Raw genomic sequence first — 23,968 nt, forward strand, 5'->3', positions numbered from 1 at the left:
ATCGTCGGCAGCCGATCGGTGTGACGGCGAAAGTCTACGTCCGGATCGCCGGCACGCCAGAACTCCACACCTGGCAACTTGCCATGAAGGCGGGAGAACGGCCCGGTATGCGTTTCTTGGGGGGATTCATCTTTGTAGCGTGAGCCACGTCATAGCCGGGGCGTCCACCGAGAGCGATCCTCCGGTCACGGAAGGTGTCACCACAATCCTGTTACACCCTCTGGTTTCTTGAGTCGTCAGCTGTAACACTTGTCTTCATGTATGGCAACGACTTCACCCCCGACGACGCGCCCGGCGGTGGTCTGCTCGGCGAGGTCGAGGCGGCCGAGACGGCGCTGCGGGAGGCCGCCGAGCGCGGGCGGCGCGGCGGGCCCGCCCCGGACGAGGACCTGGCGGCGTACTTCGCCGCGGTCGTCGACGCCGACCAGAAGATCGAGCCACGCGACTGGATGCCCGAGGCCTACCGGAAGACGCTGATCCGGCAGATCGCCCAGCACGCCCACTCCGAGATCATCGGCATGCAGCCGGAGGGGAACTGGATCAGCCGGGCGCCGTCGCTCAAGCGCAAGGCGATCCTGCTCGCCAAGGTGCAGGACGAGGCCGGCCATGGCCTCTACCTCTACGCCGCCGCCGAGACCCTCGGGGTGAGCCGGGAGGAACTGGTCGACCTCCTGCTCAGCGGCCGGCAGAAGTACAGCTCGATCTTCAACTACCCGACCCTCACCTGGGCCGACGTGGGCGCCATCGGCTGGCTGGTGGACGGCGCGGCGATCGTCAACCAGGTGCCGCTGTGCCGCTGCTCCTACGGCCCGTACGCCCGGGCGATGATCCGGGTCTGCAAGGAGGAGTCGTTCCACCAGCGGCAGGGCTACGAGATCCTGCACACCCTGGCACACGGCACCCCGGCGCAGAAGGCGATGGCCCAGGACGCGGTCGACCGCTGGTGGTACCCGTCGCTGGCCATGTTCGGCCCGCCGGACACGGACTCCACCCACTCGGCGCAGTCCATGGCCTGGAAGATCAAGCGCTTCTCCAACGACGAGCTGCGCCAGCGCTTCGTCGACATGTGCGTGCAGCAGGCCGAGATCCTCGGCCTCACCATCCCCGACCCGGACCTGCGCTGGAACGACGAGCGGCAGTCGTACGACTTCACCCAGCCGGACTACGCCGAGCTGATGCGGGTGATCTCCGGCGACGGACCGTGCAACCGGCAGCGGATGGCGCACCGGCAGGCGGTGCACCGCGAGGGCGCGTGGGTCCGCGAGGCCGCCGCGGCGTACGCCGCCAAGCGGGCACAGCAGCAGAAGGAGAAGGTGGCCGCATGAGCAAGGAACAAGCACCGCTGTGGGAGGTGTTCGTCCGGGCCCGGCGCGGGCTTTCGCACACCCATGTCGGCAGCCTGCACGCGCCCGACGCCGAGCTGGCCCTGCGCAACGCTCGGGACCTCTACACCCGCCGTCAGGAGGGGGTGTCGATCTGGGTGGTCCCGGCCGCCGCGATCACCGCGTCCAGCCCGGACGAGAAGGACGCCTTCTTCGACCCGGCCGCGGACAAGGTCTACCGCCACCCCACCTTCTACGAGGTGCCGGACGGGGTGGCCCACCTGTGAACGGCCCGTTCGACTTCGCCCTCGCCCTCGGCGACGACGCGCTGATCGCGGCGCAGCGGCTCGCCGAGTGGACCACCCGCGCGCCGGAGATGGAGGAGGACATCGCGCTGGCCAACATCGCCCTCGACCAGCTCGGCGCGGCCCGGCTGCTGTTCACGTACGCGGGCGAGCTGGAGGGCGCCGGCCGGGACGAGGACGCGCTGGCGTTCCTCCGCGACGACCGCGAGTTCCGCAACTGCCTGCTGGTCGAGCTGCCCAACGGCGACTTCGCGGTGACCATGGCCAAGCTGCTCTTCCTGTCGGCCTACCAGCTGCCGCTCTACACCGCGCTGGCCGGCTGCGCCGACGAGCGGTTGGCCGCGATCGGCGGCAAGGCCCGCAAGGAGTCGGCCTACCACCTGGACCACAGCTCGCTGTGGGTGAAGCGGCTCGGCGACGGCACCGAGGAGTCGCACCGCCGGATGCAGGAGGCGGTGGACCAGGTCTGGCCGTACGTGCACGAGCTGTTCGCCCCCGCCCCGGCGGCGCCGGTCGATCCGGCCACCCTGCGGGCCGACTTCGACGTCGCCGTCTCCGCCGTGCTCGACGAGGCCACGCTGACCCGGCCGGAGAGCGGCTGGGCGCCGGCCGGCGGGCGGGACGGCGTGCACACCGAGCACCTGTCGTACCTGCTGGCCGAGATGCAGGTGCTGCACCGCGCCCACCCGGGGGCACGCTGGTGACCGACCCGAGGGCGGCCGTGGCGGCGGTGGTGGACCCGGAGATCCGGGTGGTCACCATCGACGAGCTGGGCATCCTGCGGGCGGTCGACGAGGATCCGGCCACCGGCCGGGTGGTTGTCACCATCACCCCCACCTACACCGGCTGCCCGGCGATGGACGTCATCCGGGCCGACATCCGCCGGGCGCTGGCCGCCGCCGGCCACCCGGACGCCGAGGTCCGTACGACCTACAGTCCGGCGTGGAGCACCGACTGGATCTCCGAGAGCGGGCGGGCCAAGCTCGCCGCCGCCGGCATCGCCCCGCCGGCCCCGGTGCGCTCGGCCGGTGTCGTGCCGCTCACCCTGGCGGTGCGCTGTCCGCGCTGCGGATCCCCCGAGACCGAACAGGTCAGCCGGTTCGGCTCCACCGCCTGCAAGGCGCTCTGGCGCTGCCGCTCCTGCTCCGAACCCTTCGACCACCTGAAGGCGCTGTGACTGTCACCATCACCCGCCCGGTCCGCCGCCGGCCGGTCTTCCACCCGCTGCCGGTCGCCGCCGTCGACCGGCTCACCGACGACGCCGTGGCGATCACGTTCGCCGTGCCGGAGGAACTCCGGGAGACCTTCGCGTTCCGGGCCGGCCAGCACCTGACCGTACGCCGCGCCGGCGAGGCCGGCGAGGACGTGCGCCGGTCGTACTCGATCTGCTCCACGCCGGACGACCTGGCCCGGCACGGCCGGCTGCGGATCGGGGTGCGGGAGATCCCCGGCGGCGCGTTCTCCGCGTTCGCCTGCGGCGCGCTGCGCGGCGGCGACACCGTCGAGGTGCTGCCGCCGCTGGGGCACTTCACCTCGGCGTTCGACCCGGGCCGGGTCCGCCGCTACGGCGCGGTGGTCGCCGGCTCCGGGATCACCCCGGTGCTCGCGCTGGTCGCGACCGCGCTCGCCGTCGAGCCGGCCAGCACCTTCACCCTGGTGTACGGCAACCGCACGGCGAACACGGTGATGTTCGCCGAGGAGTTGGCCGACCTGAAGGACCGCTACCCGACCCGGCTGCACCTGGTGCACGTGCTCTCCCGGGAGCAGGGCGAGTCGCCGCTGCTCTCCGGCCGGATCGACGCCGACCGGCTGGGCCGGCTGCTGGACACCGTGGTGCCCGGCGACGCCATCGAGGAGTGGTTCCTTTGCGGCCCGTACGGCCTGGTGGTGGACGCGAAGGCGGTGCTGACCGGGCGCGGCCTGCCGGAGTCGGCGGTGCACACCGAGCTGTTCCACGTCGACGCGCCGCCGGAGCCGCCGCGCCGGGCCGACGACGGGCCGGGCACCGGCACCGGCACCGAGGTGACCATCATGCTGGACGGCCGTTCGTCGAACTTCACCATGGGTCGCCACGAGCGGGTGCTGGACGCGGCGCTGAAGGTGCGCGGCGAGCTGCCGTACGCCTGCAAGGGCGGGGTCTGCTCGACCTGCAAGGCGAAGGTCGTCGACGGCGAGGTGACGATGGCCCGCAACTACGCCCTGGAGCCCGACGAGGTGGCCGCCGGCTACGTCCTCACCTGCCAGTCCAGCCCCACCACCGACACCCTCACGGTGGACTACGACGCATGATCCCCGCCCTCCCCGCGATCTTGCAGTTGTCGCCCCGACATCTGCCGCCATCCGGGCGAAACGAGGGCCCGAAGTGCAAGATCGCGGTGGGCGGGCGCGTGGGATGGGTGACACGGGGCGGGGCACCCTGGGGGAGAGATATTCGGGGCGACGTAGGCTCGGGGGCGTGACGGTGAGCCGGGAGATCGACGACATCCTGCAGCGCGGCGCGGACGGCGGGCGGATCACGCCCGAGGAGGCCCTGCTGCTCTACACCGAGGCGCCCTTCCACGCTCTGGGCGAGGCGGCCGACGCGGTACGCCGGCGGCGCTACCCGGACAACATCGTCACGTACCTGATCGACCGCAACATCAACTACACCAACGTCTGCGTGACCGCGTGCAAGTTCTGCGCGTTCTACCGGGCGCCGAAGCACAAGGAGGGGTGGACCCACCCCACCGAGGAGATCCTCCGCCGCTGCGGCGAGGCGGTCGAGCTGGGCGCCACCCAGGTCATGCTCCAGGGCGGGCACCACCCGGACTACGGCGTGGAGTACTACGAGGAGCTCTTCTCCTCGGTCAAGCGGGCGTACCCGCAGCTCGCCATCCACTCGATCGGCCCGAGCGAGATCCTGCACATGGCCAAGGTCTCCGGCGTCAGCCTGGACGAGGCGATCTCCCGGATCAAGGCGGCCGGCCTGGACTCGATCGCCGGCGCCGGCGCGGAGATGCTGCCCGAGCGGCCGCGCAAGGCGATCGCCCCGCTCAAGGAGTCCGGCGAGCGCTGGCTGGAGGTCATGGAGCTGGCCCACCGGCAGGGCCTGGAGTCGACCGCGACCATGATGATGGGCACCGGCGAGACGAACGCCGAGCGGATCGAGCACCTGCGCATGATCCGCGACGTGCAGGACCGCACCGGCGGCTTCCGGGCGTTCATCCCGTGGACGTACCAGCCGGAGAACAACCACCTCAAGGGCCGGACCCAGGCCACCACTCTGGAGTACCTGCGGCTGGTCGCGGTGTCCCGGCTCTTCTTCGAGACCGTGCCGCACCTGCAGGCGTCCTGGCTGACCACCGGCAAGGACGTCGGCCAGCTCGCCCTGCACATGGGCGTGGACGACCTGGGGTCGATCATGCTGGAGGAGAACGTCATCTCCTCCGCCGGTGCCCGGCACCGGTCCAACCTGCACGGGCTGATCGGCATGATCCGGGCGGCGGACCGGATCCCGGCCCAGCGGGACACCCTCTACAACCGGCTCGCGGTGCACTGGACCCCGGCCGACGACCCGACCGACGAGCGGGTGGTCTCGCACTTCTCCTCGATCGCCCTGCCGGGCGGCGGGGCGGGCCGGCAGTTGCCGCTGGTCGACGCCCGCTGACGGGCGGTTCACCGACCGTTCGGGTGCGCGTGGGTGTCCGTGTGGCACCGGCGTGTCGGCCGGACGGCGAGGTGCTCGTGGCCGAGACGGTCGCCGACGGCTGGCCGGCGGCGTAGGGACAGCGGGGCGGGTGGCCGGTGGCTATGGTGCGGCCTACCGATCATCCTGCCCACGGGGGAACCTCTCACATGATCTTCCGTAACCTGGCACGGCTCGGGGCCGCCGCCCTGCTCACCTCGGGTGCGTTCGCCGCGCTCGGCGCTCCCGCGTACGCCGAGGACACCGGCACCGACCTGTCGATCGACGTCGCCGGCACCCGCCTCGCCGCGGGCACCACCGACAAGCTCGGCTCCATCAAGCTCACCAACAGGGGCGAGGACACCCCGACCGGCGTCAAGATCAACATCGACGTCACGCAGCTCGACCTGGACAAGGTGACGCTCGCTCCGTTCGCCGAGGAGAAGTGTGCGGAGACCGAGTCCGCCGGCCGGCGGGTCTGGGAGTGCGCCATCCACGACTTCGCCGTCCCGGAGCCCGGCACCACGTCCGACCTGCCGCTGGTCGTGTTCCGCGCCGCCGAGGGGCTGAAGGAGGCGTACTCGGCGCCCGTCACGTTCACCGTGGTGGCACCGGGCGACATCAACTCCGAGAACGACTCCAAGACCGTCCAGATCGAACTCACCACCGAGAACGGCGTCGACCTGGAGGTGTGGGCCCCGGACGTCGATTCCCAGGTGGCCTGGGAGCCCGGCGGCGAGCCGGAGTTGCTGAAGCACACGCTCAACCCGGGTGACGAGACCATCGTCTTCGCGGCCTTCGGCAACCAGGGCGACATGATCGCCGACGGCCTCGACTTCGTCGCGTCCCTGCCGGAGGGGGTCACCTTCAGCGAGCGTCTGAAGGGGTGCGAGGTGAGTGCCGACCGGCGCCGGGCGACCTGCGCGGCGGGCACCACCCGGCTGATGCCGGGCAAGACGGTGTACGGCGTCTTCGCGGTGAAGGTCGCCGCTGACGTGCCGGCGCCGGTGCTGCTGTCCGGTGGCACCGTGTCGGCCACCTCCCGTGGCGCCCTGCCGGTGACCGACAAGAGCCTGGCCCGGGCGGCCGGCGGCGAGCTGCCGCCGTTCCTGACCACGAAGATCGACGTCGCCGAGGACATCGACCCGAGCGACGACAGCGACGACTTCACGGTGAAGGTGGCCGCCGTGACCGGCGGCGGGGGCGGTGGCGACGGCGGCCTGCCCGTCACCGGTGCGCAGGCCGGTCTGATCGGTGGCGTCGGCGTGGCGGTGCTGGCTGTCGGTGGCACACTGTTCGTGCTGGCGCGGCGTCGTCGGGTGGTCCTGGTGACCCCGAACGACGAGCGGCCGGCCGCCTGACGGGCGACCGGCCCGGCGGTTCCACCGTCCTCCATCGGTCCACGAGGGCCGTTCACATATCAGGTACGGCAGTGGGGGCGGGATGGGTGACCATCCCGCCCCCACTGTTCGTCCATCCGGGCAGCCCTGGACGCGACTCGTACGGCGGCGCTGGCGTACGCCGCTCGATCTCCGATAGCGTCCGCTCGGTTCCGCAACCATCAGTTTCTTCCCTAACCCCGGGGGATCGATGACACCGTTCCACCGTTCCGCGCTGGCCCGCGCGGGCGTCGCAGCCCTGCTCGCGGTCGGCGGCGTGACCGTCGCGGCCGCCCCGGCCCACGCCGCCGACACCGCGGAGCTCCAGCTGATCCCGCTCAGCTACGAGCTGGCCAAGGGCGTCAAGGAGGCCAAGGCCAAGCCGTTCAAGTTCCAGGTCGCCAACACCAGCACGGTGGACGCCGAGGACGTCCGCGTCCTGGTGGACACCAAGGGCCTCAACCCGAAGAAGCCCAAGGTCGGCGTGGTGGTGCCCGAGGGCTGCGAGGTCGAGGGCAGCACGTTCAGCTGCCTGCTGGGCGACCTGACGGCCGGCACCACCGAGGACTTCGGCATCCCGATCTTCTCCACCGGCGGGCGCGGCGCCGCCGGCACGTTGAAGGTCACCATCAGCGCGGCCAACGCGGAGGGCGACAGCGTCGACCACGACATCACCGTCGCCAAGCCCGGCTACGACCTCACCACCTGGGTGCAGGACGTCTACGCCGACGTGCAGGTGGACGGCGACGAGGCCGGCGAGACCGGGCTCAAGCCGGTCCGGCCGGGTGACACCGCGCCGCTGGACTGGGCGGTCTTCAACGACGGCAGCCGCAAGGCGACCGGGATCGCGTACGGCATCACGCTGCCGGCCGATGTGACCTTCGCCGAACTGCCGGAGGGCTGCGTCGAGCAGACGCTGGGTGGCCTCGCCCAGGCGTACTGCGAGGACTCCGGCGTGGTGTTGAAGCCGGGCCAGTACTACACCGCCGACGTGCGGGTGAAGGTCGGCGCGGGCGTGACCGAGCCGGTGCTGCGCCCCGGCTTCCTCTTCGCCTCCGGTCTGGACGCCGCCGAGGGCGCGCCGGAGGAGGCGCCGCGGATCGCCAGCGGGACGCAGCGCAAGGCCTTCACCGAGACCGACCAGGGTGACAACATCGCCCAGTTCGACGTGTTCGTCGACCTGACGGCGGGGCCGACCCCGACCCCGACCCCGACCGGTGGGCCGACGGCCTCCCCGACGCCGGGCACCGGTGGTGACGGCGGTGGCCTGCCAGTGACCGGTGTGCAGGCCGGCCTGATCGGCGGGATCGGCGCGGCCGTCCTGCTGGCCGGTGGCGCGCTGCTGCTGATCTCCCGGCGGCGCCGGGTGGTCCTGGTGGCCCCGGGCGACGAGAAGTCGACCGACTGACGGGTGACACGTGACGGGCGGGGTGGGTGACCACCCCGCCCGTTCGCGTCCGGCGCCGGGGACGACCCTGCGGCCGTCGGCGGTCGCCCGGCTGGCAGAGTGGAGGGGTGAGCCGTACCCCCCAGGGCCAGCGCGCCAGCCTGGACAAGCAGCCGCACGAGGTCGCCGCGATGTTCGACGGCGTGGCCGCGCGTTACGACCTGACCAACACCGTCCTTTCGTTCGGCCAGGACCGGTTCTGGCGGCGGGCGACCCGGGAGGCGCTCGGGCTGCGCCCCGGTGAGCGGGTGCTGGACGTCGGCGCCGGCACCGGCGTCTCCACCGAGGAGCTGGCCCAGTCCGGGGCGTACGCGGTCGGCGCCGACCTGTCGCTCGGCATGCTGTACGCCGGCAAGCGCCGCCGCCCGCTGGTGCCGCTGGTGGCCGGGGACGCGCTGCGGCTGCCCTTCGCCGACGCCAGCTTCGACGCGGTGACCATCTCCTTCGCGCTGCGCAACGTGGTGGACACCGAGGCGGCGCTGCGCGAGCTGGCCCGGGTGACCCGGCCCGGCGGGCGGCTGGTGGTCTGCGAGTTCAGCCGGCCGGTCAACCCCGCGTTCCGCACGGTCTACCTGTCGTACCTGATGCGGTCGCTGCCGGCGGTGGCCCGCGCGGTCTCCAGCAACCCGGACGCGTACGTCTACCTTGCCGAGTCGATCCAGGCCTGGCCCGACCAGGCCGGGCTGGCGGCGCGGATCGGCGCGGCCGGCTGGGGCAAGGTGGCCTGGCGCAACCTGACCGGTGGCATCGTCGCCCTGCACCGCGGCATCCGCCCCTGACCCGGCCGCCGGCTGCCGCCGACCACCGGCGCTGCCGCCAGCCTCCGGCTGTCGCCGGCGGAGTTTCGGTGGCCCGTGGCTGCGCGGCGAGGTCCGGCGTGGTCGGCAGCTGGTGGTGGTGGGCGCCGGTGGGCACCCCGGCTCGGGGTGGCTGACCCAGGCCGCCTGATTTCGTGAATATCCGTCTTTAGTCCATTTTGTTCCGTACGCTCTGCGGCATGAGACCCGAGCGGCCGGACGAGGTGGCGGCCACCGACGAGGACGCGGCCGAACTCATCGCGCAGCTCAAGGAGTTGGCCGGTGCGGATCCCGCCGACGTCCGCCAGGTGGTGGCCGAGGTGCTGGCCGCGCTCGACCGCGCCGCCGGTGGCGCGTTGCGCGAGCACCTGCCGGAGACGATCCGGCACGACGCCGGACTGGACCCGGCCAGCCCCGCCCGGCGCTGACACCGCGCCCCACGCCCGGGATCGGCGGCCGCTCCGCCCCAGGTGAGCGCCAGTCAACCGGGTTTCCGGCAAGTTAGGTACCCCTCAGCGGGCGCCGGTGTTACCCCGGTCATAGACTCCCTCCCGACTGGCTTGTGAAGCATTTCACGAGCATGCGGGAGGAGGCGCGGATGACCGCGGTGGAGCACGACGCCGACGTCATCGTCGTGGGCGCCGGTCCCGGTGGGTCGGCGACCGCGTACCACCTGGCTCGGCACGGCGTACGGGTGCTGCTGCTGGAGAAGACCGAGTTTCCCCGGGAGAAGGTCTGCGGAGACGGGCTGACGCCGCGCGCGGTGCGGCAGTTGGTCCGGATGGGCGTGGACACCTCGGAGGAGGCCGGCTGGCTGCACAACCGGGGACTGCGGGTGATCGGCGGCGGGGTCCGGCTGGAGCTGGACTGGCCCGACCTGGCGAGCTTCCCCAACTACGGGCTGGTGCGCACCCGGCTCGACTTCGACGACCTGCTCGCCCAGCGGGCGGTCGCCGCCGGCGCCAAGCTGCGCACCAGCGTGAACGTCACCGGCCCGGTGCTCGACCCGGACGGCCGGGTGATCGGCGTCGAGGCGGAGGTGGGCCCGGACAAGGCCCCCGCGACCTTCCACGCGCCGCTGGTGGTCGCGGCCGACGGCGTCTCCGGCCGCTTCCCACTCGCCCTCGGGCTGGCCAAGCGGGAGGACCGGCCGATCGGGGTCGCGGTGCGCCGCTACTACCGCTGCCCGGCCAAGCACGACGACAACTACCTGGAGTCCTGGCTGGAGCTGCGCAGCAAGGACAGCGGCGACAACCTGCTGCCCGGGTACGGCTGGATCTTCGGCCTCGGTGACGGCCGGGTCAACGTCGGCCTCGGCGTGCTCAACTCCTCGTCCGCCTTCGGCAAGACCAACTACCGGCGGCTGCTGACCGACTGGCTGGCGAACACCCCGGCCGACTGGGGCATGACCGACGAGTCCAACGCGGAGGGTCCGATCCTCGGCGCGGCGCTGCCGATGGGCTTCAACCGGGTGCCGCACTACACCCGCGGGGTGATGCTGGTCGGCGACTCCGGCGGCATGGTCAACCCGTTCAACGGCGAGGGCATCGCGTACGCGATGGAGTCCGGCGAGCTGGCCGCGGAGATCGCGGTGCAGGCCCTGGCCCGGCCGGCGGGCGCCGAGCGGGAGCGGGCGCTGACCGCGTACTCGACCGAGCTCAAGGCGCGGTTCGGTGGCTACTACCGGCTCGGCGGCATCTTCGTGAAGCTGATCGGCCGTCCGGAGATCATGCGGATGGCCACCCGGCACGGCATGCCGCACCCGATGCTGATGCGCTTCGTCCTCAAGCTGCTGGCCAACCTGACCGACCCGCGCGGCGGGGACGCGATGGACCGGGTCATCAACGCGATGACGAAGGTGGCTCCGGCCGTGTGACCACTGGATCCACGGTCCGTGACGATCGCGGGCCCGGAGCACAGAGATCGGCCCCCCGGCGCAGGTCGCCGAATGGGACGTGAATAGTGTGATTTTTGTCAAGCACCGAGGGCAGGGAAGGACGAGCAGGAGATAACGATGACGCTCTCCCCTTACGCACCGATCATCGGGCTGTTCGCCATCGCCGCGGCGTTCGCGCTGTTCTCCGTGGCGGCCGCCCGCTTCGCCGGCCCCCGGCGCTACAACAAGGCCAAGCTCGAGGCGTACGAGTGCGGCATCGAGCCCAGCCCCCAGCCGGTCGGCGGTGGGCGGTTCCCGATCAAGTTCTACCTGACGGCGATGCTCTTCATCGTCTTCGACATCGAGATCATCTTCCTCTATCCCTGGGCGGTCTCGTTCGACGCCCTGCCGATCTTCGGCTTCGTGGAGATGGTCCTGTTCATCGTCGCGGTCTTCGTCGCGTACGCCTACGTGTGGCGGCGCGGCGGCCTGGACTGGGACTGAGGGAGGAACCTCAGATGGGTATCGAGGAGAAGCTTCCCGCCGGTGTCCTGCTCACCTCGGTGGAGAAGCTGGTCAACTGGTCGCGGAAGACGTCGGTCTGGGGTGCCACCTTCGGCTTGGCGTGCTGTGCGATCGAGATGATGGCGGCCGGCGGCCCGCACTACGACATGGGCCGCTGGGGTATGGAGGTCTTCCGCGCCTCGCCGCGGCAGGCCGACCTGATGATCGTGGCCGGCCGGGTGAGCCAGAAGATGGCCCCGGTGCTGCGCCAGATCTACGACCAGATGGCCGAGCCCCGCTGGGTCATCTCCATGGGCGTCTGCGCCAGCAGCGGTGGCATGTTCAACAACTACGCCATCGTGCAGGGCGTCGACCACATCGTCCCGGTCGACATGTACCTCCCCGGCTGCCCGCCCCGGCCCGAGATGCTCATCGACGCGGTGCTCAAGCTGCGCGAGAAGATCATGCATGAGCCGCTCGGCCCGAACGGCCGCAAGATGCTGGAGGCGCGCAAGGCCCGCGGTGACGTCCCGGTCGTCCCGTACGGCTCGATGCCCTCGTCGTACCGCAGCGACAAGGCCCGGCGGGCCGAGTGGACGCAGGCCGTCCGTGAGGGTCGCGAGGAGCAGCTGCGGATCGAGAACTGGATGAAGGCCCAGAACCACCTGCAGCACGGAGGGTCGCGGTGAACGCGAGCAGTGCGGCGGAGCGGAGCCCCGCAGTCGTGAACGGAGGGCAGGCACGGTGACCGCACCCAACGACGGCGGCGTACCGGTACCGGTCACGCCGGCCGGCGCCACCAGCGGGGCGCCGGCGGAGTACCCGCCGGCCAGCCCGGCCGGTCGCGGCATGTTCGGCAACCAGGGCACCGGCGACGTGTCCGGCTACGGCGGCCTGATCCGCCCGCGCCGCGCGATCGAGGACTCGCCCCGGCCGTACGGCGGCTACTTCGACGAGGTGCGCGACGCGCTGGAGGAGGCGTATCCGGCCTTCGCCGACGCGATCGAGAAGGTCGTGGTCGACCGGGGTGAGCTGACCCTGCACGTACGCCCCGAGCGGATCGCCGAGGTCTGCCAGGTGATGCGCGACGACCTCGCGCTCCGCTTCGAGCTCTGCTCGTCGGTGTCCGGGGTGGACTACCTCGGGGCCGACGCCCGCCGGCTGCACGTCGTCTACCAGCTCACCTCGATGACCTACCGCCGCACGGTGCGGCTGGAGGCCGCGGTTTCCGCCGAGGACCCGCACCTGCCCAGCGTCACCGCGATCTACCCGACCGCGGACTGGCAGGAGCGCGAGGCGTACGACATGTTCGGCATCGTCTTCGACGGCCACCCCAACCTGACCCGGATCCTGATGCCGGACGACTGGGAGGGGCACCCGCAGCGCAAGGACTACCCGCTCGGCGGCGTGCCGGTGGAGTACAAGGGCGCCGAGATTCCGCCGCCGGACCGGAGGAGGTCGTACCAGTGAGCACGTCCAACTACGCGACCGAGCGGGAGACCGCCGAGGGCAAGGTCTTCACCGTCACCGGTGGGGACTGGGACAACGTGGTCTCCGGCACCGACCCGATCAACGACGAGCGGATCGTCGTCAACATGGGTCCGCAGCACCCGTCCACGCACGGCGTGCTCCGGCTGATCCTCGAACTCGAGGGTGAGACGGTCCGCGAGGCTCGCTCGGTGGTCGGCTACCTGCACACCGGCATCGAGAAGAACCTCGAGTACCGCAACTGGGTCCAGGGCAGCACCTTCGTGACCCGGATGGACTACCTCTCCCCGATCTTCAACGAGACGGCGTACGCGCTGGCGGTGGAGAAGCTGCTCGGGATCACCGAGCAGATCACCGAGCGGGCGAACACCATCCGGGTCCTCATGATGGAGCTGAACCGGATCTCCTCGCACCTGGTCTGGGTGGCCACCACCGCCATGGAGCTGGGCGCGATCAACATGATGCTCTACGGCTTCCGGGAGCGGGAGCACATCCTCGAGATCTTCGAGATCATCACCGGCCTGCGGATGAACCACGCGTACGTCCGGCCGGGCGGCGTGGCACAGGACGTGCCGGACGAGGCGATCGTCAAGATCCGCGAGTTCCTGAAGCTGATGCCGAAGCGGCTCAAGGAGTACGAGAACCTCCTCTCCGGCCAGCCGATCTGGCTCGAGCGGACGAAGAACGTCGCGGTGCTCGACGTGACCGGCTGCCTCGCGCTCGGCGTGACCGGCCCGGTGCTGCGCTCCGCCGGCCTCGCCTGGGACCTGCGCAAGACCATGCCGTACTGCGGCTACGAGACGTACGAGTTCGACGTCCCGACCCACACCGACGGCGACGTGTGGGGCCGCTACCTGGTCCGGCTGGCCGAGATCCGGGAGTCGCTCAAGCTGGTCGAGCAGGCGCTGGACCGGCTCAAGCCGGGCCCGGTGATGGTGGCCGACAAGAAGATCGCCTGGCCGGCGCAGCTCGCCATCGGCGTCGACGGCATGGGCAACTCGCTCGAGCACGTCGCGAAGATCATGGGTCAGTCCATGGAGTCGCTGATCCACCACTTCAAGCTCGTCACCGAAGGCTTCCGGGTGCCGCCGGGCCAGGTCTACGTGGGCATCGAGTCGCCCCGTGGCGAACTGGGCGTGCACGCGGTCTCCGACGGTGGCACCCGGCCGTACCGGGTGCACTACCGGGAGCCGAGCTTCGTCAACCTCCAGGCCCTCCCGGCCATGGCCGAGGGCGGCCTGATCGCCGACGTGATCGCCGGCGGCGCCTCGCTGGACCCCGTGATGGGTGGTTGTGACCGATGACGACGTTCACTGAAGAGACCCGGGCCCGGGCGCGGGAGATCATCGCCCGTTACCCGGCGGACCGGTCCCGCTCGGCGCTGCTGCCGCTGCTGCACCTGGTGCAGTCCGAGGAGGGCTACGTCTCCCCGGCCGGGGTGGAGTTCTGCGCCGAGGTGCTCGGGCTGAACAAGGCCCAGGTCGGCGCCGTCGCCACCTTCTACACCATGTACAAGCGCCGGCCGACCGGCGACTACCTGGTGAGCGTCTGCACCAACACGATGTGCAACGTGCTCGGTGGCCAGGAGGTCTACGACACCCTCGCCGAGCACCTCGGCGTCGGGCACGACGAGACCACCGCCGACGGGAAGATCACCCTGGAGCACGCCGAGTGCCTGGCGGCGTGCGACTACGGCCCGGTGATGACCGTCAACTACGACTTTTTCGACAACGTGGACCCGCAGGCGGCCCTCGGCGTCGTCGACGAGCTGCGCGCCGGCGGCCGGCCGATGCCGACCCGGGGTGCCCGGCTCTGCACACTCAAGGAGATGGCGGTGCAGCTCGCCGGCTTCGCCGACGAGCGGGACGGCGCGGTCGCCGACGGCGGTCCGGGCGAGCCGACCCTGCGCGGCCTGCGGCTGGCGCAGGAGCACGGCATCTCGGTGCCGGGCTTCGACCCGAACACCCCGATCCGCAGCAAGGCGGAGGCCGACGCGGCCGCGGCGAAGGCGAAGGCCGAGGCGGCGAAGGCCGAACCGGCCGCCGCGACCGGCAGCACCACCCGCGACGTGAAGGCGCCGGACGCCAAGAACCCGCAGGTGCGGACGGCGGAGACCCGCCAGCCGGACGCGCGGACCGCGGTCCCGGACGCCCCCGGCACCAAGGTCCCCACCGACGGTGTGCCGCCGTCGCCGCGCGACGCCCAGGCGGCGGAGGCGGCCGGCACGGCCGCCAACCCGCCCGCAGGGGACGGCAAGCCCGCCGGCGACGAGGCCGGGGCGCAGGAGCGCAACCTCAAGGAGGCTCAGAAGTGACGACGCCTCGACGGGAGACGCTGGCCAAGCTCACTCCCGTGCTCACCAAGCGCTGGCTGTCGCCGGACGCCTGGCGGATCGGCACCTACGAGAAGCTGGACGGCTACGCGGCGCTGCGCAAGGCGCTCAAGGCCCACCCGGACGACCTGATCCAGCTGGTCAAGGACTCCGGCCTGCGCGGCCGCGGCGGCGCCGGCTTCCCCACCGGTCTGAAGTGGGGCTTCATCCCGCAGGGTGACGGCAAGCCGCACTACCTGGTGGTGAACGCCGACGAGGGCGAGCCGGGCACCTGCAAGGACCTGCCGCTGATGACGCACGACCCGCACTCGCTGGTCGAGGGCGTGATCATCGCGTCGTACGCGATCCGGGCCAACCGCGCCTACATCTACATCCGGGGCGAGGCGGTGCACGCCGCGCGCCGGCTGCGCAACGCGGTCCAGGAGGCGTACGCCAAGGGCTACCTGGGCCGCAACATCCAGGGCAGCGGCTTCGACCTGGAGCTGGTGGTGCACTCCGGCGCCGGGGCGTACATCTGCGGCGAGGAGACCGCGCTGCTGGACTCGCTGGAGGGCTTCCGCGGCCAGCCCCGGCTGCGCCCGCCCTTCCCGGCCACCCACGGCCTGTACGCCAGCCCGACGGTGGTGAACAACGTCGGCACCATCGCCAGCGTGCCGTACATCGTGCTGGGCGGCGCCGACTGGTGGAAGAGCATGGGCACGGAGAAGTCCTCCGGGCCGATGATCTACTCCCTCTCCGGCCGGATCGCCAACCCGGGCCAGTACGAGTGCTCGATGGGCATCACCCTGCGCGAGCTGCTGGAGCTGGCCGGCGGGATGCAGCCCGGGCACAACCTGAGGTTCTGGACCCCGGGCGGCTCGTCGACGCCGCTGCTCACCGCCGAGCACCTGGACGTGCCGCTGGACTTCGAGTCGGTGGCCGCGGCCGGGTCCATCCTCGGCACCACGGCCACCCAGATCTTCTCCGACCAGGACTGCCCGGTCTACGCGACCTACCGGTGGCTGGAGTTCTACCACCACGAGTCGTGCGGCAAGTGCACCCCGTGCCGCGAGGGCAACTACTGGATGGTCCGGGTCTACCGGCGGATCCTCTCCGGCCAGGGCACCCACGAGGACCTGGACACCCTGCTGGACACCTGCGACAACATCCTCGGCCGTTCGTTCTGCGGCCTGGGTGACGGCGCGACCAGCTCGGTGACCTCGTCGCTGAAGTACTTCAAGCAGGACTACCTCGACTACATCGAGGGTCGTACCGCGCCGAAGCTGTCGGACAAGCAGCTGGTGGGAGCCCACTAATGACCGACGTAGCCAAGCACACCGAGACCGTCACGCTCACCATCGACGGGGTCGAGGTCACCGCCCCCAAGGGCGCGCTGCTGATCCGCGTCGCAGAGGAGATGGGGATCGAGATCCCCCGGTTCTGCGACCACCCGCTGCTGGCCCCGGCCGGCGCGTGCCGGCAGTGCCTGGTCGAGGTGGAGGGGCAGCGCAAGCCGGTCGCCTCCTGCACCCAGACCGTCGCCGACGGCATGGTGGTCCGCACCCAGCTCACCTCCGGCGTCGCCAAGAAGGCGCAGGAGGGGGTCATGGAGCTGCTGCTGCTCAACCACCCGCTCGACTGCCCGATGTGCGACAAGGGCGGCGAGTGCCCGCTGCAGAACCAGGCGATGTCCACCGGCCGCACCGACTCCCGGTTCCACGAGCACAAGCGGGAGTACGAGAAGCCGCTGGAGATCAGCACCCAGGTGCTGCTGGACCGGGAGCGCTGCGTGCTCTGCCAGCGGTGCACCCGGTTCTCCGAGGAGATCGCCGGCGACAAGTTCATCGACCTGATGAACCGGTCGTCCGCCGAGGAGATCAACATCTACCGGGACGACGCGTACGGCGCGGAGGACGGGGACGGCGACGTGCCGTTCAACTCCTACTTCTCCGGCAACACCGTGCAGATCTGCCCGGTCGGCGCGCTGACCGGCGCCCAGTACCGGTTCCGGGCCCGCCCGTTCGACCTGGTCTCCACCCCGAGCGTGTGCGAGCACTGCTCGGCCGGCTGCGCGCAGCGCACCGACTGGCGGCGCGGCAAGGTGCTGCGCCGGCTGGCCGGCGACGACCCGGCGGTGAACGAGGAGTGGAACTGCGACAAGGGGCGGTGGGGCTTCCAGTACACCCGCGCCTTCGACCGGCTCACCACCCCGCTGGTCCGCGACCAGCGCACCGGTGAGCTGCGCGAGGCGTCCTGGAGCGAGGCGCTCACCGTCGCCGCCGAGGGGCTGCGCGCCGCCCGGGACGGCGGCCAGGGCACCGCGGTGCTCACCGGCGGCCGGCTGACCGTCGAGGACGCCTACGCGTACGCGAAGTTCGCCCGGGTAGCGCTGAACACCAACGACATCGACTTCCGGGCCCGGCCGGTCTCCCGCGAGGAGGCCGAGTTCCTGGCCAGCTCGGTCGCCGGGGTCACCGACGTCACCTACGCCGACGTGGAGAACGCGCCGGCCGTGGTGCTGGTCGGCCTGGAGCCGGAGGAGGAGTGTCCGATCCTCTTCCTGCGGCTGCGCAAGGCGTACCTGAAGAAGAAGCTGACGGTGTACGCGATCGCGCCGTTCGCGACGCGCGGCCTGGAGAAGCTCGGCGCCAAGCTCGCCCGGGTGGTGCCCGGCGAGGAGGCCAGCGTGCTCGCCGAGCACGCCACGGTCGCCGAGGCGCTGAGCGCCGAGGGTGCCATCCTGATCGTCGGCGAGCGGCTCGCCGAGGTGCCGGGCGGCCTCTCCGCCGCCGCCGACGTGGCCCGGCGTACCGGGGCTCGGCTGGCCTGGGTGCCCCGGCGCGCGGGTGACCGCGGCGCGGTCGACGCGGGCTGCCTGCCCAACCTGCTTCCCGGCGGCCGCCTGGTCACCGAGCCGGCCGCCCGGGCCGAGCTGGGCGAGGCGTGGGACATCGCGGCCGGAGTGATCCCCAGCCAGGCCGGCCGGGACACCGACGGCATCATCGCGGCGGCCGCCAACGGCCAGCTCGGCGCGCTGGTGGTGGCCGGCGTCGACCCGGCCGACCTGGCCGACCCGCGGCTGGCCGAGCAGGCGCTGGACGCGGTTCCGTTCCTGGTCAGCCTGGAGCTGCGGAACAGCGCGGTGGCCCGGCGCGCGGACGTGGTCTTCCCGGTCGCCCCGGTGGCCGAGAAGGCCGGCAGCTTCCTGGACTGGGAGGGCCGGCTGCGCACCTTCGAGGCGGTGCTGCAGACCGCCGCGATGAGCGACGGCCGGGTGCTGGACGCGCTGGCCGCGCAGCTCGACGTGCGGCTGGGCACCGGCGACGTGCTCAGCGTCCGGCGCGAGCTGGGCGGGCTGCCGCCCACCCGGCTCCAGCGGCCGGCCGCCCCGGCGGTGGAGCCGGCCACGGTGCCGACGCCCGGCGCGGGCGAGGCGGTGCTGGCGACCTGGCACCAGCTGATCGACCTGGGCAGCCTCACCGACGGCGACGAGCACCTCGCCGGCACCGCCCGCCCGCCGGTGGTCCGGCTGGGCAAGGGCACCGCCGAGGCGCTCGGCGTCGCCGACGGCGACCCGGTGACGGTGGGCACCGACCGCGGGGCGCTGACCCTGCCGGCGGCGATCACCGAGATGCCGGACGGCGTCGTCTGGCTGCCCACCAACTCACCCGGCTCGACCGTCCGGCGCGGCCTCGGCGCCAGCTCCGGCACGGTGGTCCGGATCTCGACCGCGGCGGTGGCCGCGGACGCCGCCGGCCGCCCCGGCCCGCTCCTCAACGCAGGGGGTGCAATCCAGTGAACGCGGTCTACCTGGCGCAGGACCCGACGTTGGCCGACTTCGGCCGGGACCCGTGGTGGCTCGTCCTCGGCAAGGTTCTCTTCGCCTTCGTCTTCGCCGTGCTCGCCACGCTGCTCGGCGTCTGGTTCGAGCGGCGGGTCGTGGGCCGGATGGCGGTGCGGCCCGGCCCCAACCAGGCTGGCCCGTTCGGCCTGCTGCAGACCCTCGCCGACGGCCTGAAGATGGCCTTCAAGGAGGACATCCTGCCGAAGTCGGCCGACAAGGTCGTCTTCTTCTTCGCGCCGACCATCTCGGTGATCTGCGCGGTCACCACCCTGTCGGTGGTGCCGTTCGGCCCGATGGTGAGCATCTTCGGCCACTGGACGCCGCTGCAGGTCACCGACGTGTCGGTGGCGGTGCTGGTGATCCTCGCCTGCTCCTCGATGGGCATCTACGGCATCGTGCTCGGCGGCTGGGCCTCCGGCTCGACCTACCCGCTGCTCGGCGGCCTGCGCTCCAGCGCCCAGATGATCTCGTACGAGGTCGCCATGGGGCTGAGCATCGTGGCGGTGTTCATGACCGCCGGCACGATGTCGACCAGCGGGATCGTCGCCGCCCAGGGAGACGCCACCCGGCTGACCCTGTTCGGCACCGAGCTGCCGGCGCCCGGGTGGTACGCGATCCTGCTGCTGCCGAGCTTCGTCATCTTCTTCATCGCCACCGTCGGTGAGACCAACCGGGCGCCGTTCGACCTGCCCGAGGCCGAGTCCGAGCTGGTCGCGGGCTACATGACCGAGTACAGCTCGCTGAAGTTCGCGCTCTTCATGCTCAGCGAGTACGTCGCCATGGTGACCATGTCCGCGGTCACCGTGACGCTCTTCCTCGGCGGCTGGCACGCGCCGTGGCCGATCACCCTCTGGGAGGGCGCCAACTCCGGCTGGTGGCCGATGCTGTGGTTCTTCGGCAAGGTGATCGCGCTGGTCTTCGTCTTCGTCTGGCTGCGGGGCACGCTGCCCCGGCTGCGCTACGACCAGTTCATGCGATTCGGCTGGAAGGTGCTGCTGCCGATCAACCTGGTCTGGATCCTGGTGCTCGCCGGGCTGCGCTCGATCGAGGACTGGGACACCCAGGGCAAGCTGATCGCGGTCGGCATCCCGGCCGGCCTGCTGCTGCTCGCCACGCTGCTGTGGCCGAGCCGCAAGCCGCAGCCCAAGCCGACGGTCCAGGAACAGGTCAACAACCGGCCGCACGGCAGCTTCCCGCTGCCGCCGATGGACCTGCAGGTACCACCGAGCCCGCGCACCAGGCGCGTGGTCGCCGAGCGGGAGCCGGCCAACATCGCCGCCGGCACGGACTCCAGGGAGGTGTGACGTGGGCGCGATCACCGGAACGTTCAAGGGCTTCGGGGTCACCTTCTCGCACATGTTCAGGAAGGTCGTCACCACCGACTACCCGTTCAAGCCGCCGGTCTCGGCGCCGCGCTACCACGGGCGGCACATCCTCAACCGGCACCCGGACGGGCTGGAGAAGTGCATCGGGTGCGAGCTGTGCGCCTGGGCCTGCCCGGCGGACGCGATCTACGTCGAGGGTGGCGACAACACCGACGAGCAGCGTTTCTCGCCCGGTGAGCGGTACGCCAGCGTCTACCAGATCAACTACGCCCGGTGCATCTTCTGCGGCCTGTGCATCGAGGCCTGCCCGACCCGTTCGCTCACCATGAGCAACGAGTACGAGCTGGCCCGGGACAACCGGCAGGACCTGATCTTCACCAAGGAGCAGCTGCTCGCGCCGCTGCTGCCGGGCATGGAGCAGCCGCCGCACCCGATGCGGCTGGGCGACAGCGAGAAGGACTACTACGTCGGCGCGCTGGAGAACCCGGGCACCTCGGCCGGGGCCGAGCGCTCCCCGATGGGCCCCGGGCGGTACCGGGTGGAGGAGCACCCCGGCGTGACCTTCCCCGGCGCCGAGCAGCACGCCCAGCGGGCCACCGCGGGCAAGGGAGACGGAGCATGACCACGCAGACGGTGCTCGCCGCGGCGGGCTCGGTTTCCAGTGGCGAGGCGGTCACCTTCTGGATCCTCGCCCCGCTGGCGCTGATCGGCGGGATCGGGATGGTCGCCGCCCGCAACGCCGTGCACTCGGCGCTCTGGCTGGTGCTGGCCATGCTCTGCCTCGGCGTGTTCTACGTGCTCCAGGCCGGGCCGTTCATCGGCATGGTGCAGATCATCGTCTACACCGGCGCGATCATGATGCTGTTCCTGTTCGTGCTGATGCTGGTCGGCCGGGACGCGTCGGACTCGCTGATCGAGACGCTGCGCGGGCAGCGGACCGCGGCGCTGCTGCTGGCGCTCGGCTTCGCCGGCCTGGTCGGCACCGGCCTCTACCGGGGGCTGGACGGGGTCACCGCGGTCGGCCTGGCCGAGCCGAACGCCGAGGGGAACGTGCAGGGCATCGCCCGGCTGCTGTTCACCAAGTACGTCTTCGCCTTCGAGCTCACCTCGGCCCTGCTGATCACGGCGGCGGTCGGCGCGATGGTGCTGGCCCACGTCGAGCGGCGCAAGCAGGACAGGCTCGACCAGCCGGCGACCATGCGGGCCCGCTTCCGGCCGGGCAACTACCCCGGCCCGAAGCCCGGCCCCGGCGTCTTCGCCACCTCCTCCTCGGTGGCCACCCCGGCCCGGCTGCCGGACGGCCGGCTGACCGAGCGGAGCACCCCGGAAATCCTGCCGGTGCGCGAGCTGACCGCCGAGGAGACCGCGCTGAAGGGGACGGACAAGTAATGGACGAGTTCTTCTCGGTCGAGCCGAACTACTACCTGGTCCTCGCCGCGGTGCTGTTCACCATCGGCGCGGCCGGGGTGCTGATCCGGCGCAACGCGATCGTGCTGTTCATGTGCGTCGAGTTGATGCTCAACGCGGCCAACCTGACGCTGGTCACCTTCAGCCGGATCAATGGTGACCTCAACGGCCAGATCATGGCGTTCTTCGTGATGGTGGTGGCGGCGGCCGAGGTCGTGGTCGGGCTCGCGATCATCATGTCGATCTTCCGGACCCGGCGCTCCGCGAGCGTCGACGACGCCAACCTGCTGAAGTACTGAGGGGCCTGCGGTGGTGGAGATTCTTGCGAACGCCCCGGCCGAGCCGGCCGGCGCCGTCACCTATGCGGCGGCGGACGGGCTGCTGGGCAGCGTCTGGCTGCTGGTGGCCATCCCGCTGGTCAGCGCGGCGGTCCTGCTGCTGCTCGGCCGGCGGGCCGACCGCTGGGGGCACTGGCTCGGTGTGGCGGCCATCGGCGCCGCCTTCCTGCTCGGCCTGACCTACTTCTTCCAGCTGCGCGGCCTGGAGAACAAGTCGGTCGAGCTGAGCCTCTGGGACTTCATCACGGTCGGCAACCTGCGGGTGGACTTCGGTCTGCTCTTCGACCCGCTGGCCGCGGTCTTCGTCCTGCTGATCACCGGGGTGGGTTTCCTGATCCACCTCTACGCGGTCGAGTACATGGCCCACGACGCGGGCCGGCGGCGCTTCTTCGGGTACTTCAACCTGTTCGTCGCCGCCATGCTGCTGCTGGTGCTCGGCAACAACTACGTGATGCTCTACTTCGGCTGGGAGGGCGTCGGTCTGGCGTCGTACCTGCTGATCTCCTTCTGGTACGAGCGGCCGAGCGCGGCCACCGCCGGCAAGAAGGCGTTCCTGATGAACCGGGTCGGCGACGCCGGCCTGGCGATCGGCATCTTCATCATGTTCGCCACCCTCGGCACCACCCAGTACGACGAGGTGTTCACCGGGGTCGGCTCGCTGACCGCGACCACCGTGCTGGTGCTCGGCCTGCTGCTGCTGCTCGGCGCGACCGGCAAGTCCGGCCAGTTCCCGCTCCAGGCGTGGCTGCCGGACGCGATGGAGGGCCCGACCCCGGTGTCGGCGCTCATCCACGCCGCCACCATGGTCACCGCCGGCGTCTACCTGATCGCCCGGTCCAACCCGATCTTCTCGGCCAACTCGACGCTCCAGCTGGTGGTGGTCAGCGTCGGTGCGCTGACCCTGCTGATCGGCTGCGTCATCGGCGCGGCCAAGGACGACATCAAGCGGGTGCTGGCCTGGTCGACGGTGAGCCAGATCGGCTACATGTTCCTCGGCGTCGGGCTCGGTGGCGCGGCGTACGCGCTGGCCATCGTGCACCTGCTGGCGCACGGCTTCTTCAAGGCCAACATGTTCCTCGGCGCCGGCTCGGTCATGCACGGGATGAACGACCAGGTCGACATCCGCCGCTTCGGCGGGCTGTCGAAGTACATGAAGGTCACCTGGATCACCTTCATGATGGGCTGGCTCGCCATCATCGGCATGTTCCCGTTCTCCGGCTTCTTCTCCAAGGAGCCGATCATCGTGGCCGCGTTCGAGCGGGAGGACTGGACGGCCTGGCTCTTCGGCATGGCCGCGCTGCTCGGCGCCGGGCTGACCGCGTTCTACATGACCCGGCTCTTCGTGCTCACCTTCCACGGCCCGAAGCGCTGGACCGAGGACATCGAGCACCCGCACGAGTCGCCGAAGCTGATGACCATCCCGCTGATCCTGCTCGCCGCGGGCTCGGTCGGGGCCGGCTTCCTGCTCGCCACCTCGGTGCCGGACTGGCTGGCGGCCACCGCCGGCCTCGGCGGCCAGGAGGAGGGCCACCACGCGGTGCTCTCGCACACCGTGATCACCGTGCTCTCGCTGCTGGTCACCGTGCTCGGCGCCGGGCTCGCCTGGTTCCTGTTCCGGGCCGGCACGGCCACCGAGCCGCAGCCGGCCGGGGTGCTGGTCACCGCCGCCCGGCGCAACCTCTACACCGACGCCTTCAACGAGGCGGTCTTCGAGAAGCCGGGCATCTTCCTCACCCGGGCGCTGGTCTACCTCGACAACCGGGGCGTGGACGGGCTGGTCAACGGCCTCGCCGCGGCGGTCGGCGGCGGCTCCGGTCGGCTCCGGCGGCTGCAGACCGGCTTCGTCCGGTCGTACGCCACCTCGATCCTGACCGGCGCGCTGCTGGTGCTGGCGGCGTTCCTGGCCGTCGAGGCGGGGTGGCTGGCGTGATCGACCTCTTCCAGGCGGCCGTCACCGGCGG

General features: G+C 71.3%; 23 protein-coding genes. All 23 read left to right on the forward strand.

The features are described from left to right. Nucleotides 1-257 precede the first annotated feature (257 nt). On the forward strand, nt 258-1,325 hold the full coding sequence (gene paaA / locus GA0070609_RS30660; protein WP_088997010.1) for a 1,2-phenylacetyl-CoA epoxidase subunit PaaA: 1,068 nt from the start codon (nt 258-260) through the stop codon (nt 1,323-1,325). Then, a complete protein-coding gene (gene paaB, locus GA0070609_RS30665; protein WP_088997011.1) occupies nt 1,322-1,609 on the forward strand; it encodes a 1,2-phenylacetyl-CoA epoxidase subunit PaaB in 288 nt (95 codons plus the stop codon). Before paaA ends, paaB begins: the two co-directional genes overlap by 4 nt. Further along, nucleotides 1,606-2,331: a 1,2-phenylacetyl-CoA epoxidase subunit PaaC gene (gene paaC / locus GA0070609_RS30670; protein ID WP_088997012.1), complete on the forward strand. Its 726-nt coding sequence runs from the start codon at nt 1,606-1,608 to the stop codon at nt 2,329-2,331. Before paaB ends, paaC begins: the two co-directional genes overlap by 4 nt. After that, nucleotides 2,328-2,804: a 1,2-phenylacetyl-CoA epoxidase subunit PaaD gene (gene paaD / locus GA0070609_RS30675; protein ID WP_088997013.1), complete on the forward strand. Its 477-nt coding sequence runs from the start codon at nt 2,328-2,330 to the stop codon at nt 2,802-2,804. Before paaC ends, paaD begins: the two co-directional genes overlap by 4 nt. Next, nucleotides 2,801-3,916: a 1,2-phenylacetyl-CoA epoxidase subunit PaaE gene (paaE, locus tag GA0070609_RS30680; protein WP_088997014.1), complete on the forward strand. Its 1,116-nt coding sequence runs from the start codon at nt 2,801-2,803 to the stop codon at nt 3,914-3,916. The genes paaD and paaE overlap by 4 nt, the downstream gene beginning before the upstream one ends. Before the next feature lie 166 nt (nt 3,917-4,082). Continuing rightward, nucleotides 4,083-5,273: a cyclic dehypoxanthinyl futalosine synthase gene (gene mqnC, locus GA0070609_RS30685; protein WP_088997015.1), complete on the forward strand. Its 1,191-nt coding sequence runs from the start codon at nt 4,083-4,085 to the stop codon at nt 5,271-5,273. 188 nt (nt 5,274-5,461) lie between these two features. Then, nucleotides 5,462-6,652 carry a cell wall anchor protein gene (locus GA0070609_RS30690; RefSeq protein WP_088997016.1) on the forward strand — a complete coding sequence of 397 codons (1,191 nt, stop codon included), beginning with the start codon at nt 5,462-5,464 and terminating at the stop codon, nt 6,650-6,652. A gap of 229 nt (nt 6,653-6,881) precedes the next feature. Beyond that, nucleotides 6,882-8,078: a cell wall anchor protein gene (locus GA0070609_RS30695; protein WP_088997017.1), complete on the forward strand. Its 1,197-nt coding sequence runs from the start codon at nt 6,882-6,884 to the stop codon at nt 8,076-8,078. 107 nt (nt 8,079-8,185) lie between these two features. Continuing rightward, on the forward strand, nt 8,186-8,896 hold the full coding sequence (locus GA0070609_RS30700; RefSeq protein ID WP_088997018.1) for a demethylmenaquinone methyltransferase: 711 nt from the start codon (nt 8,186-8,188) through the stop codon (nt 8,894-8,896). A gap of 218 nt (nt 8,897-9,114) precedes the next feature. Next, nucleotides 9,115-9,342, forward strand: a complete 228-nt coding sequence (locus tag GA0070609_RS30705) for a hypothetical protein (RefSeq protein WP_088997019.1) — start codon at nt 9,115-9,117, stop codon at nt 9,340-9,342. 170 nt (nt 9,343-9,512) lie between these two features. After that, nucleotides 9,513-10,790, forward strand: a complete 1,278-nt coding sequence (locus tag GA0070609_RS30710) for a geranylgeranyl reductase family protein (RefSeq protein WP_088997020.1) — start codon at nt 9,513-9,515, stop codon at nt 10,788-10,790. A 138-nt stretch (nt 10,791-10,928) separates the two neighbouring features. Continuing rightward, nucleotides 10,929-11,294 carry an NADH-quinone oxidoreductase subunit A gene (locus GA0070609_RS30715; protein WP_088997021.1) on the forward strand — a complete coding sequence of 122 codons (366 nt, stop codon included), beginning with the start codon at nt 10,929-10,931 and terminating at the stop codon, nt 11,292-11,294. 14 nt (nt 11,295-11,308) lie between these two features. Continuing rightward, complete coding sequence (locus GA0070609_RS30720; protein WP_088997022.1) at nt 11,309-11,983, forward strand: NuoB/complex I 20 kDa subunit family protein; 675 nt, start codon at nt 11,309-11,311, stop codon at nt 11,981-11,983. Between the two features lie 55 nt (nt 11,984-12,038). Beyond that, a complete protein-coding gene (locus GA0070609_RS30725; protein WP_088997023.1) occupies nt 12,039-12,764 on the forward strand; it encodes an NADH-quinone oxidoreductase subunit C in 726 nt (241 codons plus the stop codon). Beyond that, nucleotides 12,761-14,086: an NADH-quinone oxidoreductase subunit D gene (locus tag GA0070609_RS30730; protein WP_088997024.1), complete on the forward strand. Its 1,326-nt coding sequence runs from the start codon at nt 12,761-12,763 to the stop codon at nt 14,084-14,086. The genes GA0070609_RS30725 and GA0070609_RS30730 overlap by 4 nt, the downstream gene beginning before the upstream one ends. Continuing rightward, nucleotides 14,083-15,096, forward strand: coding sequence for an NADH-quinone oxidoreductase subunit NuoE (gene nuoE, locus GA0070609_RS30735; RefSeq protein ID WP_088997025.1), 1,014 nt, complete (start codon nt 14,083-14,085; stop codon nt 15,094-15,096). The genes GA0070609_RS30730 and nuoE overlap by 4 nt, the downstream gene beginning before the upstream one ends. Continuing rightward, nucleotides 15,093-16,409: an NADH-quinone oxidoreductase subunit NuoF gene (nuoF, locus tag GA0070609_RS30740; RefSeq protein WP_088997026.1), complete on the forward strand. Its 1,317-nt coding sequence runs from the start codon at nt 15,093-15,095 to the stop codon at nt 16,407-16,409. The genes nuoE and nuoF overlap by 4 nt, the downstream gene beginning before the upstream one ends. Beyond that, on the forward strand, nt 16,409-18,892 hold the full coding sequence (locus GA0070609_RS30745) for an NADH-quinone oxidoreductase subunit G (RefSeq protein WP_088997027.1): 2,484 nt from the start codon (nt 16,409-16,411) through the stop codon (nt 18,890-18,892). Before nuoF ends, GA0070609_RS30745 begins: the two co-directional genes overlap by 1 nt. Beyond that, nucleotides 18,889-20,241 (forward strand): NADH-quinone oxidoreductase subunit NuoH, encoded by a 1,353-nt coding sequence (gene nuoH, locus GA0070609_RS30750; RefSeq protein WP_088997028.1) that lies wholly within the window; start codon nt 18,889-18,891, stop codon nt 20,239-20,241. The genes GA0070609_RS30745 and nuoH overlap by 4 nt, the downstream gene beginning before the upstream one ends. Before the next feature lies 1 nt (nt 20,242). Continuing rightward, a complete protein-coding gene (gene nuoI / locus GA0070609_RS30755) occupies nt 20,243-20,884 on the forward strand; it encodes an NADH-quinone oxidoreductase subunit NuoI (protein ID WP_088997029.1) in 642 nt (213 codons plus the stop codon). Beyond that, nucleotides 20,881-21,651 carry an NADH-quinone oxidoreductase subunit J gene (locus GA0070609_RS30760; RefSeq protein ID WP_088997030.1) on the forward strand — a complete coding sequence of 257 codons (771 nt, stop codon included), beginning with the start codon at nt 20,881-20,883 and terminating at the stop codon, nt 21,649-21,651. The genes nuoI and GA0070609_RS30760 overlap by 4 nt, the downstream gene beginning before the upstream one ends. Continuing rightward, nucleotides 21,651-21,968: an NADH-quinone oxidoreductase subunit NuoK gene (nuoK, locus tag GA0070609_RS30765; protein WP_088997031.1), complete on the forward strand. Its 318-nt coding sequence runs from the start codon at nt 21,651-21,653 to the stop codon at nt 21,966-21,968. Before GA0070609_RS30760 ends, nuoK begins: the two co-directional genes overlap by 1 nt. Nucleotides 21,969-21,981: 13 nt before the next feature. Beyond that, nucleotides 21,982-23,937 carry an NADH-quinone oxidoreductase subunit L gene (gene nuoL / locus GA0070609_RS30770; protein ID WP_088998063.1) on the forward strand — a complete coding sequence of 652 codons (1,956 nt, stop codon included), beginning with the start codon at nt 21,982-21,984 and terminating at the stop codon, nt 23,935-23,937. Nucleotides 23,938-23,968 lie beyond the last annotated feature (31 nt).

The organism is Micromonospora echinaurantiaca (assembly GCF_900090235.1).
Taxonomy (GTDB): Bacteria; Actinomycetota; Actinomycetes; order Mycobacteriales; family Micromonosporaceae; genus Micromonospora; species Micromonospora echinaurantiaca.

What these genes read in the sequence shown, in the direction of transcription:
- paaA (WP_088997010.1), top strand. Translation starts at nt 258, where the DNA reads ATGTATGGCAACGACTTCACCCCCGACGACGCGCCCGGCGGTGGTCTG.
- paaB (WP_088997011.1), top strand. Translation starts at nt 1,322, where the DNA reads ATGAGCAAGGAACAAGCACCGCTGTGGGAGGTGTTCGTCCGGGCCCGG.
- GA0070609_RS30690 (WP_088997016.1), top strand. Translation starts at nt 5,462, where the DNA reads ATGATCTTCCGTAACCTGGCACGGCTCGGGGCCGCCGCCCTGCTCACC.
- GA0070609_RS30695 (WP_088997017.1), top strand. Translation starts at nt 6,882, where the DNA reads ATGACACCGTTCCACCGTTCCGCGCTGGCCCGCGCGGGCGTCGCAGCC.
- GA0070609_RS30705 (WP_088997019.1), top strand. Translation starts at nt 9,115, where the DNA reads ATGAGACCCGAGCGGCCGGACGAGGTGGCGGCCACCGACGAGGACGCG.
- GA0070609_RS30710 (WP_088997020.1), top strand. Translation starts at nt 9,513, where the DNA reads ATGACCGCGGTGGAGCACGACGCCGACGTCATCGTCGTGGGCGCCGGT.
- GA0070609_RS30715 (WP_088997021.1), top strand. Translation starts at nt 10,929, where the DNA reads ATGACGCTCTCCCCTTACGCACCGATCATCGGGCTGTTCGCCATCGCC.
- GA0070609_RS30720 (WP_088997022.1), top strand. Translation starts at nt 11,309, where the DNA reads ATGGGTATCGAGGAGAAGCTTCCCGCCGGTGTCCTGCTCACCTCGGTG.
- nuoE (WP_088997025.1), top strand. Translation starts at nt 14,083, where the DNA reads ATGACGACGTTCACTGAAGAGACCCGGGCCCGGGCGCGGGAGATCATC.
- GA0070609_RS30745 (WP_088997027.1), top strand. Translation starts at nt 16,409, where the DNA reads ATGACCGACGTAGCCAAGCACACCGAGACCGTCACGCTCACCATCGAC.
- GA0070609_RS30760 (WP_088997030.1), top strand. Translation starts at nt 20,881, where the DNA reads ATGACCACGCAGACGGTGCTCGCCGCGGCGGGCTCGGTTTCCAGTGGC.
- nuoK (WP_088997031.1), top strand. Translation starts at nt 21,651, where the DNA reads ATGGACGAGTTCTTCTCGGTCGAGCCGAACTACTACCTGGTCCTCGCC.